Origin of the sequence: Pseudomonas guariconensis, from assembly GCF_900102675.1 — a bacterium.
GTDB classification, from domain to species: Bacteria; Pseudomonadota; Gammaproteobacteria; order Pseudomonadales; family Pseudomonadaceae; genus Aquipseudomonas; species Aquipseudomonas guariconensis.
Window position 1 is genome coordinate 170,967 of sequence record NZ_FMYX01000010.1, and the last position, 20,001, is coordinate 190,967.

A 20,001-nucleotide genomic window follows, 5' to 3' on the forward strand; every position below is an offset into this window, starting at 1 on the left:
GACACCATCAATCACGTATGAAGAGCAAAAGCTACGGGCATGGGCAGCGAACCCGTTGTCGCTGATGTGCTGGATCAGCATGGCTTTTCACAGCCAAATAAAAAAGCCGCCCCGATCATCGGTAGCGGCTTTTCGATGCGCAGCCAGTCATTGCCTGGCCAGGCAACAGTCAGAACGGCATCTTGAAGCCCGGTGGCAGCTGCATGCCTGCAGTCATGCTACCCATCTTCTCCTGGCTGTTCTGCTCGACCTTGCGCACTGCATCGTTCACAGCAGCAGCGATCAAGTCTTCCAGCACTTCTTTGTCCTCTTGCATCAGGCTGTCATCGATGCTGATGCGCTTGACGTCATGACGACCGGTCATCACCACGCTGACCAAGCCGGCACCGGATTGGCCAGTCACTTCAGCATTGGCCAGCTCTTCCTGCATCTTGGCCATTTTTTCCTGCATCTGCTGGGCCTGCTTCATCAGGCCGGCCATGCCACCTTTCATCATGGGGGTACACCTCGATTGGGTCATGTGATGCGCCCCGGCTCGCTACCGGGCGCATGGTTATCCGTTCATTCGCCCTGGCTGACCAGGGCTTGCACAGGCTCAATAGTATCCTGTCGTACCGTCGCACCGAACTGCCGGATCATCTGCTGGATGAGTGGGTCCTGCTCGATCGATACCTCAGCCTCGCGCTGGCGCTCTGCACGCTTGCGCGCAGCAGCCTGGGCCGGAGTTTCCTGCTCGGGGCGGATCAGTTCGATCTTCAGTCGCAGGGTTCGTCCCAAGTGCTGATTCAGCGCATCGTTCAGCCGGCGCTGCTGGGTCGTATTGAACAGCGCGCCCTGCCCCGGGTCCAGATGCAGCAGCCAATCGTCACCATCAGCGGCAATCAGCGTACAGTTTGCGGCGATGTTGCCTGTCATACCGGAGACAGGCAACTGTGGGAATAATTCCAGCCATTGCAGAGCCAAGCCCGTGGCCGGCTTGGCCGCTGGCAGAGGCTCCGGCGCCTTCGCCGGCTCGGCTTCGTGCACATGCTCGGCCAATTCGTCCAGGTAGCTGAAACCTGCCGGATCGCTGTCAGGCGTGTAGTAATCCTCATCGAGCGGCGGTTCGTCGTCGCGGTCCATGGCGGCCGAGCCGTAGGCTGACGGATCGAAAGGCGGCTCGTCATGGCTTGGGCTCTGACTGGACACCGGAACAGGCTGAGCCTGCGGCGCGGGCGAGACGTCGGGCGCAGGTGACGCGACGGGGTCTTCCCACGGCAGGTCGATGACGTCCTCCACCACCACATCCGGCTCCGGCGCAGCTACCTCGACTTGTCGCTCGGGCTCGGGCGCAGGTACCGGGTCGACAACCGCTGACGGTGGTTCGACCGGCGGCACAGCCGCTGGCTCAGCAGCAACAGCTGCCTGGGCCGGCGTCTCGGATTGCTCGGGAACACTCGCGACAGGCGGCTCGACGACAGGCGTCGCGGCTGCCACCGGTTTTGCCGGATCAGCTGTGGCCTGGCTGATCCCCACTGGCTTTAGTACCGGCTTCGGCGCATCTTCGGCATCCGCCGGGCGGAAAGCCAGCATGCGTAACAGGACCATCTCGAATCCGCCCCGCGGATCCGGCGCCAACGGCAGGTCCCGTCGACCGATCAGGCCCATCTGGTAATAGAACTGCACATCCTCGGCCGGCAATGCCGAGGCCAGGGCCAGCACGCGGTCACGATCGCCCTGGCCGTTGTCCACGGCCTCTGGCAGCGCCTGGGCGATCGCGACCCGGTGAAGCACATTGAGCATCTCGGCCAGCACGCCGTTCCAGTCCGGCCCCTGTTCGGCGAGATTGCGCACGGCCTCCAGTAGCGCCCGCGCATCGCCCTCCAGCAGCGCCTGGAGTACGCCATACACCTGACCATGGTCGAGGGTGCCGAGCATTGCCCGGACATCGGCGGCCAGCACCTTGCCCTCACCGAAAGCGATGGCCTGGTCGGTCAGGCTCATGGCGTCGCGCATGGAGCCATCAGCCGCACGGCCGAGCAGCCACAGGGCATCCTCCTCGAACGGTACGTTTTCGGCAGCCAGGACATGGCTCAGATGCTCCACCACCCGCTCCGGGCTCATGTTCTTCAACGAGAACTGCAGGCAACGAGACAGGATGGTCGCCGGAAGCTTCTGCGGATCGGTGGTCGCGAGGATGAACTTGACGTAAGGCGGAGGCTCTTCCAGCGTCTTCAACAGGGCGTTGAACGAGTGGGTGGAAAGCATGTGCACTTCGTCGATCAGATAGACCTTGAAACGCCCACGGCTCGGCGCGTACTGCACATTGTCGAGCAGTTCACGGGTGTCCTCGACCTTGGTCCGGCTCGCCGCGTCGATCTCGATCAGGTCGACGAAGCGCCCCTCGTCGATCTCTCGGCAGACCGAACAGGTACCGCAGGGTGTTGAGGTAATACCGGTTTCGCAGTTCAGGCACTTGGCGATGATCCGCGCGATCGTGGTCTTGCCCACGCCGCGCGTACCGGTGAATAGATAGGCATGGTGCAGGCGCTGGTTGTCCAGGGCGTTGATCAAAGCCTTGAGCACATGGGCCTGGCCGACCATTTCGCGGAACGAGCGCGGGCGCCATTTACGTGCAAGAACCTGATAACTCATCAAAAAACCATCGCAACCTGAACAAGCGGAAGATCGCTAATGCTAGCGGAGCGGGGGCAAAATTGCACCCTGCCGAACTCGTCTAAGCTAAGGACAAACGCACGCATTGGCAGCGATCAAGGAGGATTGACGTGCACAAAGCCCTGCTCATCCTCATGCTCTGGGCCGGCAACGCCCTGGCCGAGCAGCCAGTGCTGCGATTCTCCGTCGCCGAAAGCTGGAGCATGCCGCTGATCCGCATCGAACAGGACCAGCCGGTGGAGGGCATTCTGTTCGATCTGATGCAGACACTGGCCCGGGAGACAGGCACACGGGCGGAATATCACGTCATGGCACGCCTGCGGGTGCAACAGGCGATGGACGCGGACGAAGTCGATGTACGCTGCCATGTGACCCCGGCGTGGTTCGACAACCGCTTCGACAAGTTCCTGTGGAGTGTCCCTCTCCTTCACCAGCGTGACCTGCTGGTCGGGAGCCCTGGTCAGTACGCTCCTACCCGCCTTGAACAACTGCCGACTCAGGCCGTCGGCACAGTCCTAGGCTATCGCTACCCCTCACTGGACGCATTGTTTGACCAAGGTCGGTTACGTCGCGAAGACAGTCGCAATCAGGTTCTCGTCTTGCAAAAGCTCCAGGCAGGCCGCTACCGCCATGCCGTGAGCAACGAATTCTCACTGCTATGGTTCAATCGCACACTGCCCCCGGCGCAACAATTACAGGCCCTTGCCGTACTGGAGGAGCAGGACTTGCGTTGTATCGTGCGCAATGACCCGACAGTCCCCACCCAGGCGGTGCTCAACGCCCTGGCACACATGAAGCAGTCAGGGCAGATCGAGCGGATTCTGCAGCGCTACAGCACCCCGCCCACACGGCCGGTCAGCTCGCAGACAGTGACATCGTCCCAGATTCTCGATCGCTGACCCTCACCACGGGCCCGCCTGCACCAGCATCGCACTCAAGAACAACCCCACCCCGAACACCATATGCGTCGCGACGCTGCGCAGGCAGCTGACCAGCGGCTTGGGCGTACGCGACGCAAAGAAGCCTGCCCCCAAGGCAGGCTGCATGAAACAAAGCGGTGCCACGACCGAGCACAAGCCGAAAGCCAGGGCCGGCCAGAGTGTTGGCGAGCTCAGCCACGCCTCCCCTGCCAAACTCACCAGCAATGCTGCAAAGGCGAGGCCGGTGGCGTAGTGCATGAGCCAGCCCAGTGCGCGTTCGTGCCTAATGGGCGCGGCCTTGGCGATTGCTTCATGGCGCAGATGCCCATGTCCCATATGGCCTACCCAACGTCCGACCATCGCATAGTTCAAGGTGGCAACGCCTATACGCTTGAGCATCAACGTCCACAGGTCCATGACCAGCGTGGCGCCGATGCCGATCGACAAAGTACTTAGGAAAGCAGTTGTGGCAGACATACGAACGCCCTCTGGCATTGACGGAAAATTCCATGCCGCGCAGCATAGAAGTTGAAGTCAACTTCAAGTCAAGGGATGCACAAATGGACATCGCCGATGTGGCCAGGCGCACAGGGGTACCGGCCTCGACACTGCGCTACTACGCCAAGAAAGGTCTGATCAGGTCGCTGTCCAGGCAGGGCGAGCGCCGACAATTCCCTGCCGATATCGCCCAGCGGCTGGGGTTGATCGCCCTAGGCCAGGCTGCAGGATTTTCACTGGATGAAGTGGGGGCGATGTTGGTGGAGCAGCAAGTCGATCGACAGATGCTGCGAGACAAGGCCGACGAGCTGGATCAACGAATCAAGCGCCTGCAAGCGATGAGCAAAGGCCTTCGCCATGCGGCGGCATGTCCTGAAGAGGATCACCTGAACTGCCCGACGTTTCAGCGACTGCTGAAGCTTGCCGCCGCCAGTACACGAGCGAAAAAGCAGGCCAAGCCTCAGTAACCGTGCGATTCCCGGAACGGTTGACTCTTATGGTAGGCCACCCATTCCTCTACCTCATAGGGCAGGTAAAGCTGACGCCGCGCCCGCGAAAGTGCGATGTACACTGCACAGACCCGAGCATCGAACGCATAGGCGTCCTTGAAGGGGTCGGTGCTCATCAGCTCCGGCGTCAACAGCACGCGCTCGAACTCCAACCCTCCCGCATCCTGGGCCAGCATCAACAGAACGCTGCCGGGCTGGCCGGTCACCCGAGCCTTGACCTTGTTCAGCTCAGCGATACGGAAGCCTTCCTGCAGCCTGGCCTCGACCCAGACGAATGCAGCATCGTGCTGATGGATTTCGCGAACCTGCCGCCAATCCGTGGAGTGAGCGAAGGACGGATGCGACTCGTCACTATCCTGCTCTCCCCTGAACAACCTGATCGCGGTTTCCATGAAGCCCTGCAGGTTCATCTGCTCGGCAAAGGCGATTGCGTAATGCTTGCCGGCCAGTTCCATCGCCCATTTCATCGCGTCCCAGTGGGATGCGGTCAACACCACGCAGCCCTCCGGCGGCACAAAGCCTTCTGGATAGAACTCCACGCCGACCTCGGCGCTACCCGCGCCCTCGAATGCCAGCTTGGACTTTTGCGAATGCACGCTGATCAGCGGGTTGATCAAGCGCTCGACCTGAGGACCGCTACGCACGGAGAAGGCGATATCGCGCTGACGCACCTCGCGCTGCCTGCGCAGTCCCGGCCCCCAGGCGCGCTGGTACTCATCGCCAAGGGTAATCAGGACCTGACGGCCACGCTCGATGATCTGCAACAAGGACGCCGGCACGTCCTGGCTCTCGTCGATGATCACGTGGCTATAGCGGGCCGGCACACTGCAACCGGCAAGGCTTGCACGCTTGATCAGCAACAGTGCCAGGAATCCCGTGTGGCTGTCCCAGGCAGGATTAGCCTGGAGGTAGGTCCACAGCCGGCTTGAATATTCCAGCAGTACCCGACTGTCGAGGTTGGACAGCGGGTGTTCGAAATAGGGCAGGTGCCGGGCAGTGATGCTGTAGTCCCAGGACTCGCAGTAGTTCTTCAGCAGCTCAAGGCAGATCTCCAGCGTTTTCTCCGGTCCGTACTGGCGAAAACCGAGAATGCCCAGTTCCTCGGCCAAGGCACGTTTGCGCGGAACCCTCACGGCCTTGGCAGGAGCGCGTCGCGAGCCCTGCAACAACTCATGGGCGAATTCGCCAAACGTCTTGCCTCGCTTGCTATCGGCAGCGACACCCAGGCGCCGCCGCAGCGCGTGCAATTTGCCGGAGGTACGCGCCAGCGGCAGCACGCTCCCCGCGGGCAGGCAGTCCATCAATGCCCCGAGCAAATAGCTCTTGCCGATACCCGCATAGCCTTGAACGTGCAAGTCCTCGTCCGGATTGGCCCGCACTATCCTGACCAGCTTGTCCTGCTCGGCGGTGAGCCAGCGCTCCCTGTCGAACCTGGTGATCGCTTGCTGACGAAACGGATTGTTGCGCTGGTGGCGGCGGATCTTGAACTCGAAATCCCACTTGCCATCAGGTAACAGGTACTCGCCGGCCGCCACTTCGTCAGCCATCAGCAAATGCAGCTTCGAGCCTTTGATGAGCTCCAGCCCGAAGTACAGTTTTCGCGCATCGAACAACCGCCGCGCTTCCGACAACAGCCCTATCCCAGGTGAATGGCGAACATCGACCGACCAGGCCAACAGCCTGGCCAGTACCTTTTCGGCTGCAGAGGGATCGAGCACCTGCCCCTTGGCCTCGACAAGATTCTGGATAACCAATACCGCTGCCAACTGCGCATCGCCCAGCGCATCGAGCGCGCTGTGATCCTGGGCATCGAGCAACCCCTGGCAGGTCTCCAGGGAGACCGGCAGGAACACGGGGTTGGTGAAATCGTAGTGTTCAGGTTGCATACGCGCTCACGGGAAAATCATTCAACGCGGCAAGGCCCGCCGGCCTCGGCCACTGTCAGGGTGTACTCGTACGTCCCAAGGCTGCCCGACATGCCGCCCGGATAGCTTCGTGCTTCTGGGAGGCCGGCTTCCAGCGTGCCGTCGAGTTCATAGATTGCCATTTCCAGCAGCTTGCGCAGGTCCCGGGCGCTACCAGCCGAAACCTTGAGCTCAAAACCCAAAGCCCCTTGAGCGACGACGCCCTGATCAGTGTTTGCAATGACTTCGGCCTCGCCGAGGATGCGCTCATGCTCCTCTTCCATCTGGTCGAGCACCCTCGACAGCTCCAGAACCCGCTCGGGATGGGCAGCCATCAGGTCCTTGATTTCCAGGCGACGGATTTGCCAATCACGGATCTTGTGGCGGGTCTGGTCATCTAGGTGATCCATGGGCGTACCTCAGGAGGTGAAACAGCGAACGGAATGCCTTGCATGATAAGGCGCTCGCAGGGGCGGGAGAAAGACGCGCGGTATTACCAGACGTTGAATTCTGGCGCAGGGAGAGAGGTAGGAGAGACAGGTGAATCGCTTGGCGGACGCCAGAAATGGAGGCGGCCCCACCAGCCACACCCCGGCACACGATGTTCCCGCTATGGCTGCTCCCTTCCGGGCCTGACCAGGTTAACGGGTAATCGTTGCGGGGGGACCGATGGGGCCACCACGACGGCTCGCCATGTGACGAGCCGCGCCATTGTACCGGTCTGGGGCGAAGTTACAACCTCTGCATCGAGAAAAAACCATCATTTCTCAATGACTTGTCCCCTCCGCTGGTCAGACGGCGATGCCGTGACCCTCAAGGAAGGCGACAAACGCTTCCTCATCCAGCACCTTGACACCTAGCTCGCTGGCCTTGGCGAGCTTGGAGCCCGCACCGGGCCCGGCGACGACGCAATGGGTCTTGCTGGAAACCGATCCTGCCACCTTGGCACCGAGGCTTTCCAGCTTGTCCTTGGCGATGTCACGGCTCATGCGTTCCAGGGTGCCGGTCAGCACCCAGGTCTGCCCGGCCAGGGGCAGCCCTTGCGCGACCCTTTTCTCGCTGGCCCAGTGCATGCCGAAGTCGAGCAGTTGCGCTTCAATGGCACGGGCCAGCTGCTGGTTGGCCTCGACTCTGAAGAACTCCCGCACCGCCTCGGCCTGCTTGGTGTTCAGAGCCTGGCGCAGGTCAATACCATCGGCTTCGATGATCTTGTCCAGGGTACCCAGCTTGTCCACCAGTTTTTCCGCGCCCGTCGGCCCGACCGAGGGGATATCGAGCTTGGCGATCATGCCCGCCAAGGTAGTACTGGCGGCGAACTCGGCCGCCAGTTCGCCCTCATCCTGCAACTGCATACCACTGTCGAGCAACTGCTGGATGACCTCACGGTTGTGGTCATCCTCGAAGAAGTTATGGATCTCGTAAGCGACTTCCAGGCCAATGTCAGGCAGATAGGTCAGCACCTGCGGCAGCGCCTTTTGCACCCGCGCCAGGCTGCCCAAGGAGCGGGCCAGGACTTTGGCGGTCTCCTCGCCGACATCCGGAATCCCCAAGGCGAAGATGAAGCGCGCAAGGCTGGGCTGCTTGCTGGCCTGGATCGCCTCCAGCAACTTGTTGCTGGACACTTCGGCAAAGCCCTCGAGCTCGACGATTTGCTCGAACTTAAGGTCGTACAGGTCGGCCGGAGAGCGGATCAATCCTTCGTCAACCAATTGCTCGACGCTCTTTTCGCCCAGGCCGTCGATATCCATGGCTCGGCGCGAAACGTAATGGATGATCGCCTGCTTGAGCTGGGCGGCACAGGCCAGGCGCCCTACGCAGCGGTAAACCGCGCCTTCACTGGTGGTCTCCTTGCCTTTGCTGCGCTTGACCAACTGGGTGCGCTCGACTTGCGAGCCACAGACCGGGCACTGACTGGGCACAACCACCGGACGGGCGTTGTCGGGACGGCGCTCGATCACCACCTGCATCACTTGCGGAATGACGTCACCGGCCCGACGGATGATCACGCTATCGCCAATCATCAGACCCAGGCGGGCGATTTCATCCATGTTGTGCAGCGTGGCGTTGGAGACCGTGACACCAGCCACCTTCACCGGCTTGAGCCGCGCCACGGGGGTGACGGCGCCAGTGCGGCCGACCTGGAACTCGACGTCGAGCACTTCGGTGAGTTCTTCCATGGCCGGGAACTTGTGGGCGATGGCCCAACGCGGCTCCCGGGCTCGAAAGCCCAGCTCGCGCTGGGCAGCCAGGCTGTTGACCTTGAACACCACACCGTCGATCTCGTAAGGCAGATCGTTGCGGCGGGCGCCAATGTCGCGGTAGTACGCCAAGCATTGCTCCACCCCTGCGGCATGGCGCAGCTCGCGACTGATGGGCAAGCCCCAGGTCTTGAGCTTCTCCAGGATACCGATATGGCTGTCGGCGATGGCCTCGGAGACCTGGCCCAGCCCGTAGCAGCAGAATTCCAGGGGGCGGCTGGCGGTAATCTTGGAGTCCAGCTGGCGCAAACTGCCGGCAGCGGCGTTGCGCGGATTGGCGAAGGTCTTGCCGCCGCTCTCGGCCTGGGCGGCGTTCAGGCGCTCGAAGCCGGCCTTGCTCATGTACACCTCGCCGCGCACCTCAAGCACCGCCGGCCAGCCTTCGCCGTGCAGCTTGAGCGGGATGTTGCGAACAGTACGCACGTTAGCGCTGATGTCCTCGCCCGTGGTGCCATCCCCCCGAGTGGCGCCCTGCACCAGTTGGCCGTCGCGATACAGCAGGCTGACTGCAAGGCCATCGAGCTTGGGCTCACAGCTGTAATCGACCGCGGCCTGCTCAGCGAACAGATCGCCGGCCGGCAGATCCAGCCCCTCCACCACGCGCCGATCGAAGTCGCGCAGGTCGTCTTCCTCGAAGGCATTGCCCAGGCTGAGCATAGGAATTTCGTGGCGCACCTGGCTGAACGCCGCCAGCGCCGCCCCGCCGACGCGCTGGGTTGGCGAATCGGGCGTCACAAGGTGCGGATACTCGGCCTCCAGCGCCTTGAGCTCGTTGAACAGACGGTCGTATTCGGCGTCAGGCACGCTCGGCTCGTCCAGCACGTAATAGCGGTAATTGTGCTGTTCGAGTTCGGCACGCAGTTCATGGATACGGTTTTCGGCGTTCATCGTTCATCTTCTCTTGCAACGCAAAAGAGCAGCACAGGGCTGCTCTTTTTGCTCAAATCGGGCGGGCAGGATCAAGGCAGGTCCGCCCGCTGGGGGCCATCAACGCTTCTGGGTCAGCGCGCGACGCTCGAACTCGACGATGCGCTGGCGGTAGTGCTCGATGGTCTGGGCGGTCAGTACGCTACGCTGGTCATCCTTGAGCTCGCCGTTGAGTTCATGGGCCAGCTTGCGGGCGGCAGCGACCATCACGTCGAAGGCCTGCTTGGGGTGACGCGGGCCTGGCAGGCCCAGGAAGAAGCTCACCGCGCGAGTGCTGAAATGGTCGATATCGTCCAGATCGAACACCCCTGGCTTGACCGCATTGGCCATGGAGAACAGCACTTCGCCGTGACCGGCCATGCTCTCGTGCCGATGGAAGATGTCCATCTCGCCGAAACGCAGGCCGCTTTCGAGGATGTTCTGCAGCAGGGCCGGCCCCTTGAACCCCCCCTCGTCGCGGGAGATCACGCTGATCACCAGTACTTCCTCGGCCGGAGGCAGTTCTTTGACTGTATTGCCCGCGCCTGCACCGTTGTGGCGGCTGTGCTCGGCAGGACGATCATCATCGGCGTCGGCAAACAGGTCCGGCTCACGCGGCTCGGCAGCCAGGTTCAGGTCGCCCTGCTGTGGCTCGCTGGCGCGCTTGCCACGTTTGTTGGTTTTGGCTGGCTTGGGCTCACGCTCGAGCGCCGGGGCGCTGACCGAAGGCAGATCGCTTTCGTCCAGCTCGGGTTCTTTTTGGGTTTCCAGTACGCGTGCAGGGCCCAGTACCTCGGCGCTGCCCTCGTCGTCCGGCAGATTGGAGTAGCTGCGATCCAGACGGAATTTCAACTTGCCCTTGCCGCCGCGCATGCGGCGCCAGCCGTCGAAAAGAATACCGGCGATGACAATGACGCCGATGACGATCAGCCATTCGCGCAGACCGATTTCCATGTAATCCCGTGCCTCTAAAAAATATGCTTGAAAACAAAGGCTTCAAAGCCCTTTAACACGTGGCGCCAACTCTATGTTCTGACAGGCGTTTTACCCACGCAAAAAATAAGTGACATAAAGCTAGCACGACCAAAGGCAACTTTACACCGTCTGTCGCACATGTCGGGGGGATTTCCCCACGTATCCTGCCTTATCTTCGCTCATCAGGCATCGACCATGGCCAACGCTTCCTCCACATCAACTGCAACAAGACGTGAGCAGCCTGGCTCGTGCATGGTCACCCCCATCAATTGATCGGCCATTTCCATGGCAATCTTGTTATGGGTGATGTAGATGAATTGCACGCTTTCGCTCATTTCCTTCACCAACCTGGCGTAACGTCCGACGTTGGCATCGTCCAGCGGCGCATCGACCTCGTCGAGCATGCAGAACGGTGCCGGGTTCAGCTTGAAGATGGCGAACACCAGTGCGAGGGCGGTCAACGCCTTCTCGCCACCGGACAGCAGATGGATGGTGCTGTTCTTCTTGCCCGGCGGGCGCGCCATGATCGTCACCCCAGTATCGAGTAGATCTTCGCCCGTCAGTTCCAGGTAAGCACTGCCGCCACCGAAAACTTTTGGAAAAAGTGCCTGCAAACCGGCATTTATCTGATCAAAGGTATCCTTGAAGCGATTACGGGTTTCCTTGTCGATCTTGCGGATGACGCTTTCCAGTGTCTCCAGTGCTTCCACCAGGTCGGCATCCTGGGCGTCCAGGTAACGCTTACGTTCGGACTGCTGCTGGTATTCCTCGATGGCCGCCAGGTTGATTGCGCCCAGGCGCTGGATGCGCCCGTCCAGTTGCTCGAGTTCTTGCTCGGTGCCCTGCTCGCTTGCCTCGGGCTCGAGGGTGGCGAGCACACCCTGCAAGTCATAGCCATCGGCCAGCAGTTGCTCCTGCAGCGTCTTGCGACGCACATCCAGGCCCTGGGACTCCAGGCGGGACTGCTCAAGCTGACCGCGCAGCAACTGAGCCTGTTGCTCGGCCTGGGTTCGACGGCGTTCGGCATCGCGCAGTTCACGGTCGGCTTCATCCATATGCAGACGAGCCTGGCGCATTTCCTCATCGACGCTCATGCGCCGCTCCAGCAGCTCTTCGAGCTTCAGGCGCTGTTCTTCCAGCGGCGCTTCGCCCTCCTCCAGATTGAGGCTCAGTTGCTCCTGGCGCTCGCTCAGGCGTGCCGCCTGTAGCTCCAAACGCTCCAGGGCCTGACGGGTGGAATCATGCTGGGCCCGCAGGGAGCCCAGGCGCACCGCCAACTGATGGGCATGATCCTTGTGCTGACGAGCCTCCTGACGGATACGATCGAGCCCTTCGCGCAGAGTGTCGCGCCGGGCCATCAGTTGCTCGCGCTGCTCGGTGTCTTGAGCCATCCGCTCCAGGGCTTCCTGTAACAGCAGACGGGCCTCGCCCAGTTGCTCATGCTCCATGGCCCGCTGCTCTTGCAGCTCGGCCAATTCTTCTTGCAGCCGGCGGCAGCGCAGCTGCACCTGCTCGGCGCGGGCTCGCCCGGCCGAAAGCCGCGCCTTGAGTTCGCCGAGCTGGCGGTTTTCGTCCTGACTGCGTCGGCGCAGCTGTTCACGCTGCGCTTCCAGGTCGCGCTGTTGTCCGCGCAGGTCCTGAAGGTGTTGCTCCAGTTGCTCCAGACGCGACTGGAGTTCGAGCTGCTCATGCCCCAGGCGTTCGATTTCCTGGCCACGGGCCAGTACCCCGCCTTGGGACTCCCCACCCCGGCTGATCCGCAAAAAGTGCCGGCCGATCCAATATCCGTCTCGACTGACCAGGCTCTGACCTTCCGTCAGCCCGGCTCGCAAGGCCAAGGCCTGTTCGAGACTCTCCACGGGACGTACCTGACCGAGCCAGGGCGCAAGATCGGTGCGGCCCTCGACTTTGTCCAGCAGGCTGCCCGGCAGTCGAGCCCCCTGCGTGCTCGCCAGCAGCAGCCGCAGTTCGCCCTGCTCCAGGGCAGTGAAATCCAGTGAGGCGAAGTCTTCGACCAACACTGCTTGCAGATCGGCACCCAGCACGGTCTCGACCGCCAGCTCCCAGCCTGGCTCGACCCGCAGCCCTTCAGCCAGCCGCGGCTTATGCTCCAGCCCTTGGCCGCGCAGCCAGTCACTGGCACCCGCACCGGGCTCCAGGGCCGCCTGCTGCAATGCTTCCAGAGATGCCAGGCGCCCGCCTAAACGTTGCAGTTCGCCTTGGGACTGCTGATGAGTCTCAGTAGACTGTTGCAACTGCTCGCGTACCGCGTCGAGCTGCTCGAGCACCTGTTGCTCGCTCATCTGAAGCGTTTCGAGCTCCAGTTCGCTACTGGCCACTTGCTCGGTCAACTCGAACAACGCGGCGTCTTCGGGTTCGGCCGCGAGCTGCTCGCGCTCTTCCTCCAGCTTGCGTTGACGCTCGGCCAAACGCTCCAGGCCAGCCTCCAGCTGCTGCAAACGGGACTGTTGCACTTCAGCCTGGCGCCGCGGCTCGGCGGACTGGGTATTGAAACTGTCCCATTGCTCCTGCCAGGCGTGCATGCCCAGCTCAGCCTCCTCGAGGGTGGCGGTCGCCTCTTCGGCGCTAGCCAAGGTCAGTTCCTGCTCGGGTTCGAGCATCGCCAGCTCTTCACCCAGGGTCGCCAGCAACGTGCGGTCATGCCCTAGGTGCGACTCAGTTTCCAGGCGGGTGCGCTCGGCTTCCTTGAGGTCGTCTTGCAATTGGCGCAAGCGTTGCTGGCCATGCTGGATGCTCTGCTCCACACGGGCGATGTCGCCGGCGACGGAATAGAAGCGACCCTGGACCTGATTGAAGCGCTCTGACAGCTCATGATGGCCGTCACGCAGGCGCTCGATACTCGCATCGGCATTGCGCTGCTCGGCCACCAGGGCTTCAAAAGCCACCTCCTGATCGCCGATGACCGCTTCGCGCTGGCGCACGCGCTCATCCAGCTCGCGCCAACGCAGGGCTGACAGGCGCGCCTTGAGTTGGCGCTCCTGAGCCTTGTACTCCCGGTATTTCTCGGCGGCCTGGGCCTGGCGGTGCAGGCGTTCAAGCTGGCGTTCGAGCTCCTCGCGAAGGTCGGTCAGGCGCGCCAGGTTCTCCTGGGTACGACGAATGCGGCTCTCGGTTTCGCGGCGACGCTCCTTGTATTTGGAGATGCCTGCGGCTTCTTCGATGAAATTACGCAGCTCCTCTGGCTTGGCCTCGATGAGCTTGGAGATCATCCCTTGCTCGATGATCGAGTAGCTGCGCGGCCCGAGGCCGGTGCCGAGGAAGATGTCCGTGATATCACGCCGCCGGCATTTGGTGCCGTTCAGGTAATAGGTGTTTTGCCCGTCGCGGGTGACCTTGCGGCGGATGGAAATCTCGGCGTAGGCGGCGTACTCGCCCAGCAACGTAGTCTCGCTGTTGTCGAACACCAGCTCGATGCTGGCCTGGCTCACCGGCTTGCGGCCGGATGAGCCATTGAAGATCACGTCGGTCATCGACTCGCCGCGTAGGTTCTTGGCCGAGCTTTCGCCCATCACCCAGCGCACCGCATCGATGATGTTGGATTTCCCGCAGCCATTGGGACCTACCACGGCGGCCATGTTGCTGGGGAAATTGACCGTGGTCGGATCGACGAACGACTTGAACCCAGCCAATCGAATGCACTTCAGGCGCATCGATCAGACCTGCGCCAGGGCCGCCAACACCAGCTCGCAACTGCGCTGGCTGTAGGCGACCAAGACCTCGCGGATACGTGCCTGGTCGCGGGCGACCACGGCTTCGAGCAGGCGAGCGAACAGTTCGAGGTAGTCGACCATGTTGGCCTGGCGCTGGTCCAGGGCCAGGTAATAGGCGCGGCTCATAGCAGGCTGAAGGTTTTCGACGGTTTCCTGCAGATAGGGATTGTCGGCGAACGGATAGGCTGCGCGCATCACCGCGAAGCTCTCGGCGACGAAGGTCTCGATGTCCTGGTTGGCATGGGCCCGCTGCAAGCGCTGCTGGATCTCGAGGAACGGCTCCAGATCACGCTCATGGCGCCAGCTGCTGGCCACCGCGTTGCCCAGCAGAATGTAGAACTCGCCCATCAGAGTGCACAGGCTGCGCACGCCACGTTCGTCCAGTTCGGTGACGTGGGCGCCGCGGCGCGCCAGGATCGCCACCAAATGTCGGCGTTCGAGGATCAACAGCGCCTCGCGCACAGAGCCGCGGCTGACGTTGAGCGCCTGGGTGACCTTCAGTTCCTGGATCCGTTCGCCCGGCTTGAGTTCGCCGCGAATGATCCGTTCGGCCAGGTAATGGGCAATCTGCTCGGAGAGGCTGTCCGGCGCCTTGAACGTCATGGTTTTCCTTCAGAATCTTGAACGGGGGCACAAGGAGGCGATTGTAGCCTACTTGCCCGGCCGTCGCGCAGGGGTTCGCTGCGCTTTAATTCGACCTGTGGACGTGCTGCGAAGCCGGCGCGTTCTATGCTTTGAATATGACGATCTTGTCCCGTCGGGACGTGGCGCACGCAATTTCTTGACCTTTGAGTCAGAAATTTATTGACCAAATGGTCAAGCGTGCTTAGAGTCCGACCGAACAACAATAAAACCATTGCGAGGCCTTCCCCGTGATCCAGTTTCTCGTCAACCAGGAGCTGCGTAGTGAGCACGCCCTGGACCCGAACATGACGGTGCTGCAATACCTGCGTGAGCACCTGGGCAAACCCGGCACCAAGGAAGGCTGCGCCAGTGGCGACTGCGGCGCTTGCACCGTGGTGGTCGGCGAGCTGACCCAGGACGACCAGGGCCGTGACACGCTGCGCTACCGCAGTCTCAACTCATGCCTGACGTTCGTCTCGTCACTGCACGGCAAGCAGCTGATCAGCGTCGAAGGCCTGAAACACCAGGGTGAACTGCACAGCGTGCAGCGAGCCATGGCCGATTGCCATGGTTCCCAGTGCGGCTTCTGCACTCCAGGCTTCGTCATGTCCCTGTTCGCCCTGCAAAAGAACAGCGACGGCCACGATCTGCACCAAGCCCAGGAGGCCCTGGCAGGCAACCTGTGCCGCTGCACCGGCTACCGCCCGATCCTTGCCGCGGCCGAGCAGAGCTGCGCCCAGCCTTGCCGCGACCAGTTCGACGAGCAACAAGCCCAGACCATCGCCCGCCTCAAGGCGATCGCCCCGACCGAAACCGGTGAGCTCAACAGCGGCGACAAGCGCTGCCTGGTGCCACTGACCGTGGCCGACCTTGCCGACCTGTACAGCTCGCACCCTGAGGCGCGTCTGCTGGCCGGCGGCACCGACCTGGCCCTGGAAGTCACCCAGTTCCACAAGTCGCTGCCGGTGATGATCTATGTCGGTCACGTGGCCGAACTCAAGCGCATCGAAAAAACCGAGACCCACCTGGAAATCGGCGCCGCCACCCCGCTGACCGACTGCTACGGCGCACTCAACGAGGAGTACCCCGATTTCGGCGCCCTGCTGCACCGCTTCGCCTCCCTGCAGATCCGCAACCAGGGCACGCTGGGCGGCAACATCGGCAACGCGTCGCCGATCGGTGATTCGCCACCCCTGCTGATCGCCCTCGACGCCCAGGTGGTTCTGCGCCAGGGCGAGACCCAGCGCACCCTGGCGCTGGAAGACTACTTCATCGACTACCGCATCACTGCGCGCCAGGACAGCGAGTTCATCGAGAAGATCATCGTCCCGCGTGCCAGCGCAGACTGGACGTTCCGCGCCTACAAGGTTTCCAAGCGCCTGGACGACGACATCTCGGCGGTGTGCGCGGCGTTCAACCTGCGTATCGAGGACGGTGTGGTGCGCGAGGCGCGGATCGCCTTCGGCGGCATGGCGGCCATTCCCAAGCGCGCCCGCGCCTGCGAGGCCGCACTGGAGGGCAAGGCCTGGGACCAGGCCAGCATCGAGCAGGCCTGCCTGACCCTAGACGAAGACTTCACCCCGCTCTCGGACTTCCGCGCCAGCAAGCAATACCGCCTACTGACCGCACAGAACCTGCTGCGCAAGTACTTCATCGAACTGCAATCGCCGTACATCGAAACCCGGGTGACCGCTTATGTCTAACCATCACGTAGCCAAAAGCCAGGCCGAGATGGCCGAACTGTTCAGCCAGGACCTGACCACCGGGGTCGGCCGCAGCATCAAGCATGACAGCGCCGACAAGCACGTCAGCGGCGAGGCGGTGTACATCGATGACCGCCTGGAATTCCCCAATCAGCTGCACGTCTATGCGCGTACAGCCGACCGCGCCCATGCGCGCATCCTGCGCATCGACACCACGCCGTGCTACGCCTTCGAAGGCGTACGCATCGCAATCACCCATGAAGACATCCCGGGCCTGAAGGACATCGGCCCAGTGGTCGCCGGCGACCCGCTGCTGGCCATCGACAAGGTCGAGTTCTTCGGTCAGCCAGTGCTTGCTGTCGCCGCCCGAGACCTGGACACCGCACGCCGCGCCGCCATGGCGGCGATCGTCGAGTACGAAGACCTCGAACCGGTGCTGGACGTGGTCGAGGCCCTGCGCAAAAAGCATTTCGTGCTGGACAGTCACACCCACCAGCGCGGCGACTCGGACAGCGCCCTGGCCACCGCCCCCCACCGCCTGCAAGGCACCCTGCACATCGGCGGCCAGGAGCACTTCTACCTGGAAACCCAGATTTCCTCGGTGATGCCCACCGAGGACGGCGGCATGATCGTCTTCTGCTCCACCCAGAACCCCACCGAAGTGCAGAAACTGGTGGCCGAGGTGCTGGACGTGCCGATGAACAAGATCGTCGTCGACATGCGCCGCATGGGCGGCGGCTTTGGCGGCAAGGAGACCCAGGCCGCCAGCCCGGCCTGCCTGTGCGCGGTGATCGCGCGCCTGACCGGTCAGCCGACCAAGATGCGCCTGCCGCGCGTCGAAGACATGATGATGACCGGCAAGCGTCACCCGTTCTACGTGGAGTACGACGTCGGCTTCGACGACACCGGCCGCCTGCACGGCATCAACCTGGATCTTGCCGGCAACTGCGGTTACTCGCCTGACCTGTCCGGCTCGATCGTCGACCGCGCCATGTTCCACTCCGACAACGCCTACTACCTGGGCGATGCCACCGTGCATGGTCACCGCTGCAAGACCAACACCGCATCCAATACCGCCTATCGCGGCTTCGGCGGGCCACAGGGCATGGTCGCCATCGAACAGGTGATGGACCATATCGCCCGCCACCTGGCGCTCGACCCGCTGGCCGTGCGCAAGGCCAACTACTACGGCAAGACCGAACGCAACGTCACCCACTACTACCAGACCGTCGAGCACAACATGCTCGAGGAGATGACCGCCGAACTCGAGGCCAGTGCCGACTACGCCGAGCGCCGCGAGTCGATTCGTCGCTTCAACGAGCACAGCCCGGTGCTCAAAAAAGGCCTGGCACTGACCCCGGTGAAGTTCGGAATTTCCTTCACCGCGACCTTCCTCAACCAAGCCGGCGCGCTGATCCACATCTACACCGACGGCAGCATCCACCTGAACCACGGCGGCACCGAGATGGGCCAGGGCCTGAACACCAAGGTCGCACAGGTGGTGGCGCAGGTGTTCCAGGTCGATTTCGAACGCATCCAGATCACCGCCACCAACACCGATAAGGTACCCAACACGTCGCCGACCGCCGCCTCCAGTGGCGCGGACCTCAACGGCAAGGCCGCGCAGAACGCCGCTGAAATCCTCAAGAAGCGCCTGACCGAGTTCGCCGCGCGGCATTACAAGGTCACCGAAGAGGATGTGGAGTTCCGCAACGGCCACGTGCGGGTGCGCGACCAGATCGTCAGTTTCGAGCAGTTGGTGCAACAGGCCTACTTCGCCCAAGTATCACTGTCGAGCACCGGTTTTTATCGCACGCCGAAGATCTACTACGACCGCGACCAGGCCCGCGGCCGCCCGTTCTACTACTTCGCGTTCGGCGCTGCTTGTGTCGAGGTGGTCGTCGATACCCTGACCGGCGAATACAAGATGCTGCGGGCCGACATCCTGCACGACGTTGGCGCCTCGCTGAACCCAGCCATCGACATCGGTCAGGTCGAAGGTGGCTTCATCCAGGGCATGGGCTGGCTGACCACCGAAGAGCTGGTGTGGAACGCCAAGGGCAAGTTGATGACCAATGGCCCAGCGAGCTACAAGATCCCGGCAGTGGCGGACATGCCGCTGGACCTGCGCGTGAAGCTGGTGGAAAACCGCAAGAACCCGGAGGACACGGTGTTCCATTCCAAGGCCGTGGGCGAGCCGCCGTTCATGCTCGGCATCGCCGCCTGGTGCGCCATCAAGGATGCCGTGGCGAGCATCGCCGACTACCGCGTGCAACCGCAGATCGATGCACCGGCGACGCCTGAGCGGGTGCTGTGGGGCTGCGAGCAGATGCGCAAGGCGGTAGCCGCCGAGCAGCCCGCCGAGCAGGAACTGGAAACCGTGACTCACTGACAACGCGAATCCCTGTGTGAGCCGGTTCATCCGCTTCCACAGGGGGCCGTGGCGCAACTTAGAGAGGCTGCATCATGCACCAATGGATCAACGCCCTCGCCGACCACCAGGCCCGCGGTGAAGCTTGCGTTCTGGTGACCATCATCGAGGAGCGCGGCTCGACGCCACGCAACGCCGGCTCGAAGATGGTGGTCAGTGCCGCGGGTCTGTTCGACACCATCGGCGGCGGACATCTGGAATACAAGGCGCTGCACATCGCCCGGCAGATGCTCGCGGAGCAGCGCACCACCCCGCATCTGGAGCGCTTCAGCCTGGGCGCGAGCCTCGGCCAATGCTGCGGCGGCGTCACGGTGCTGCTGTTCGAACCGATGGCCGCAGTGCAGGCGCAGATCGCAGTGTTCGGCGCGGGCCATGTCGGCCGTGCTCTGGTACCCTTGCTCGCCGCGCTGCCCTGCCGGGTACGCTGGATCGATTCGCGCGAGCATGAGTTTCCCGAGGTCATCCCCAATGGCGTGACCAAGGTCGTCAGCGAGGAACCGGTCGACGAAGTCGCCGAGCTGCCAGCGGGCAGCTATTGCATCGTCATGACCCATAATCACCAGCTCGACCTGGAACTGACCGCCGCCATCCTCAAGCGCAATGATTTCACCTGGTTCGGCCTGATCGGCTCGAAGACCAAACGGGTCAAGTTCGAGCACCGCCTGCGCGAACGCGGCTACGACGACGCCATCGTGGCGCGGATGCGTTGCCCTATGGGCCTGGCTGAGGTCAAAGGCAAGCTGCCGATCGAGATCGCCGTGTCCATCGCCGCGGAAATCATCGCCACCTACAACGCCTGCTTCGGCCAGCATGACGCTGCCGCCAATTCAGGCCCAATCGCCCAACTGCTGCCGCCCTCCCGGCGCAGCCAAGCCAATTGACGAGAC

Annotated in this window: 14 protein-coding genes and 1 other RNA gene; 5 read left to right on the forward strand and 10 right to left on the reverse strand. The window is 62.6% G+C overall.

Annotated elements, in window-relative coordinates:
- Positions 1–169 precede the first annotated feature (169 nt).
- Positions 170–496: a YbaB/EbfC family nucleoid-associated protein gene (locus BLS27_RS17395; RefSeq protein WP_043212277.1), complete on the reverse strand. Its 327-nt coding sequence runs from the start codon at positions 494–496 to the stop codon at positions 170–172.
- Between the two features lie 65 nt (positions 497–561).
- Positions 562–2,634 carry a DNA polymerase III subunit gamma/tau gene (gene dnaX / locus BLS27_RS17400; protein ID WP_090345953.1) on the reverse strand — a complete coding sequence of 691 codons (2,073 nt, stop codon included), beginning with the start codon at positions 2,632–2,634 and terminating at the stop codon, positions 562–564.
- Between the two features lie 155 nt (positions 2,635–2,789).
- Between dnaX and BLS27_RS17405 the strand changes: the two genes are divergently transcribed.
- A complete protein-coding gene (locus BLS27_RS17405; protein WP_418789809.1) occupies positions 2,790–3,554 on the forward strand; it encodes a substrate-binding periplasmic protein in 765 nt (254 codons plus the stop codon).
- Between the two features lie 3 nt (positions 3,555–3,557).
- Here BLS27_RS17405 and BLS27_RS17410 read toward each other — a convergent pair whose 3' ends face one another.
- Positions 3,558–4,052: a DUF2938 domain-containing protein gene (locus BLS27_RS17410; protein WP_090346009.1), complete on the reverse strand. Its 495-nt coding sequence runs from the start codon at positions 4,050–4,052 to the stop codon at positions 3,558–3,560.
- Positions 4,053–4,135: 83 nt separating this feature from the next.
- Here BLS27_RS17410 and BLS27_RS17415 point away from each other — a divergent pair, with 83 nt between their 5' ends.
- The gene (locus BLS27_RS17415; protein WP_043215544.1) at positions 4,136–4,540 is read left to right on the forward strand and encodes a helix-turn-helix domain-containing protein; all 405 of its coding nucleotides are present in this window, start codon (positions 4,136–4,138) and stop codon (positions 4,538–4,540) included.
- On the opposite strand, the gene BLS27_RS17420 is transcribed toward BLS27_RS17415, so the two are convergent.
- The 7 genes from BLS27_RS17420 to BLS27_RS17450 form a co-directional block, all read right to left on the reverse strand.
- Positions 4,534–6,468 (reverse strand): hypothetical protein, encoded by a 1,935-nt coding sequence (locus BLS27_RS17420; RefSeq protein WP_090345960.1) that lies wholly within the window; start codon positions 6,466–6,468, stop codon positions 4,534–4,536. The two genes, BLS27_RS17415 and BLS27_RS17420, sit on opposite strands and share 7 nt — an antisense overlap.
- A gap of 17 nt (positions 6,469–6,485) precedes the next feature.
- Positions 6,486–6,896, reverse strand: a complete 411-nt coding sequence (locus BLS27_RS17425) for a hypothetical protein (RefSeq protein ID WP_090345963.1) — start codon at positions 6,894–6,896, stop codon at positions 6,486–6,488.
- A 165-nt stretch (positions 6,897–7,061) separates the two neighbouring features.
- An RNA gene (ffs, locus tag BLS27_RS17430) (signal recognition particle sRNA small type) lies at positions 7,062–7,158 on the reverse strand.
- 119 nt (positions 7,159–7,277) lie between these two features.
- Complete coding sequence (gene ligA, locus BLS27_RS17435; protein ID WP_043215539.1) at positions 7,278–9,632, reverse strand: NAD-dependent DNA ligase LigA; 2,355 nt, start codon at positions 9,630–9,632, stop codon at positions 7,278–7,280.
- 99 nt (positions 9,633–9,731) lie between these two features.
- Positions 9,732–10,604: a cell division protein ZipA gene (zipA, locus tag BLS27_RS17440; protein WP_090345966.1), complete on the reverse strand. Its 873-nt coding sequence runs from the start codon at positions 10,602–10,604 to the stop codon at positions 9,732–9,734.
- 203 nt (positions 10,605–10,807) lie between these two features.
- Positions 10,808–14,296 (reverse strand): chromosome segregation protein SMC, encoded by a 3,489-nt coding sequence (smc, locus tag BLS27_RS17445; protein WP_090345969.1) that lies wholly within the window; start codon positions 14,294–14,296, stop codon positions 10,808–10,810.
- A gap of 3 nt (positions 14,297–14,299) precedes the next feature.
- On the reverse strand, positions 14,300–14,959 hold the full coding sequence (locus tag BLS27_RS17450; protein WP_070574271.1) for a GntR family transcriptional regulator: 660 nt from the start codon (positions 14,957–14,959) through the stop codon (positions 14,300–14,302).
- A 269-nt stretch (positions 14,960–15,228) separates the two neighbouring features.
- Here BLS27_RS17450 and xdhA point away from each other — a divergent pair, with 269 nt between their 5' ends.
- The 3 genes from xdhA to xdhC all read left to right on the forward strand — a co-directional run bounded on the left by xdhA (position 15,229) and on the right by xdhC (position 19,995).
- Complete coding sequence (xdhA, locus tag BLS27_RS17455) at positions 15,229–16,683, forward strand: xanthine dehydrogenase small subunit (RefSeq protein WP_090345971.1); 1,455 nt, start codon at positions 15,229–15,231, stop codon at positions 16,681–16,683.
- Positions 16,676–19,075 (forward strand): xanthine dehydrogenase molybdopterin binding subunit, encoded by a 2,400-nt coding sequence (gene xdhB, locus BLS27_RS17460; protein ID WP_090345974.1) that lies wholly within the window; start codon positions 16,676–16,678, stop codon positions 19,073–19,075. The genes xdhA and xdhB overlap by 8 nt, the downstream gene beginning before the upstream one ends.
- 74 nt (positions 19,076–19,149) lie before the next feature.
- Positions 19,150–19,995 carry a xanthine dehydrogenase accessory protein XdhC gene (xdhC, locus tag BLS27_RS17465; RefSeq protein ID WP_090345977.1) on the forward strand — a complete coding sequence of 282 codons (846 nt, stop codon included), beginning with the start codon at positions 19,150–19,152 and terminating at the stop codon, positions 19,993–19,995.
- Positions 19,996–20,001 lie beyond the last annotated feature (6 nt).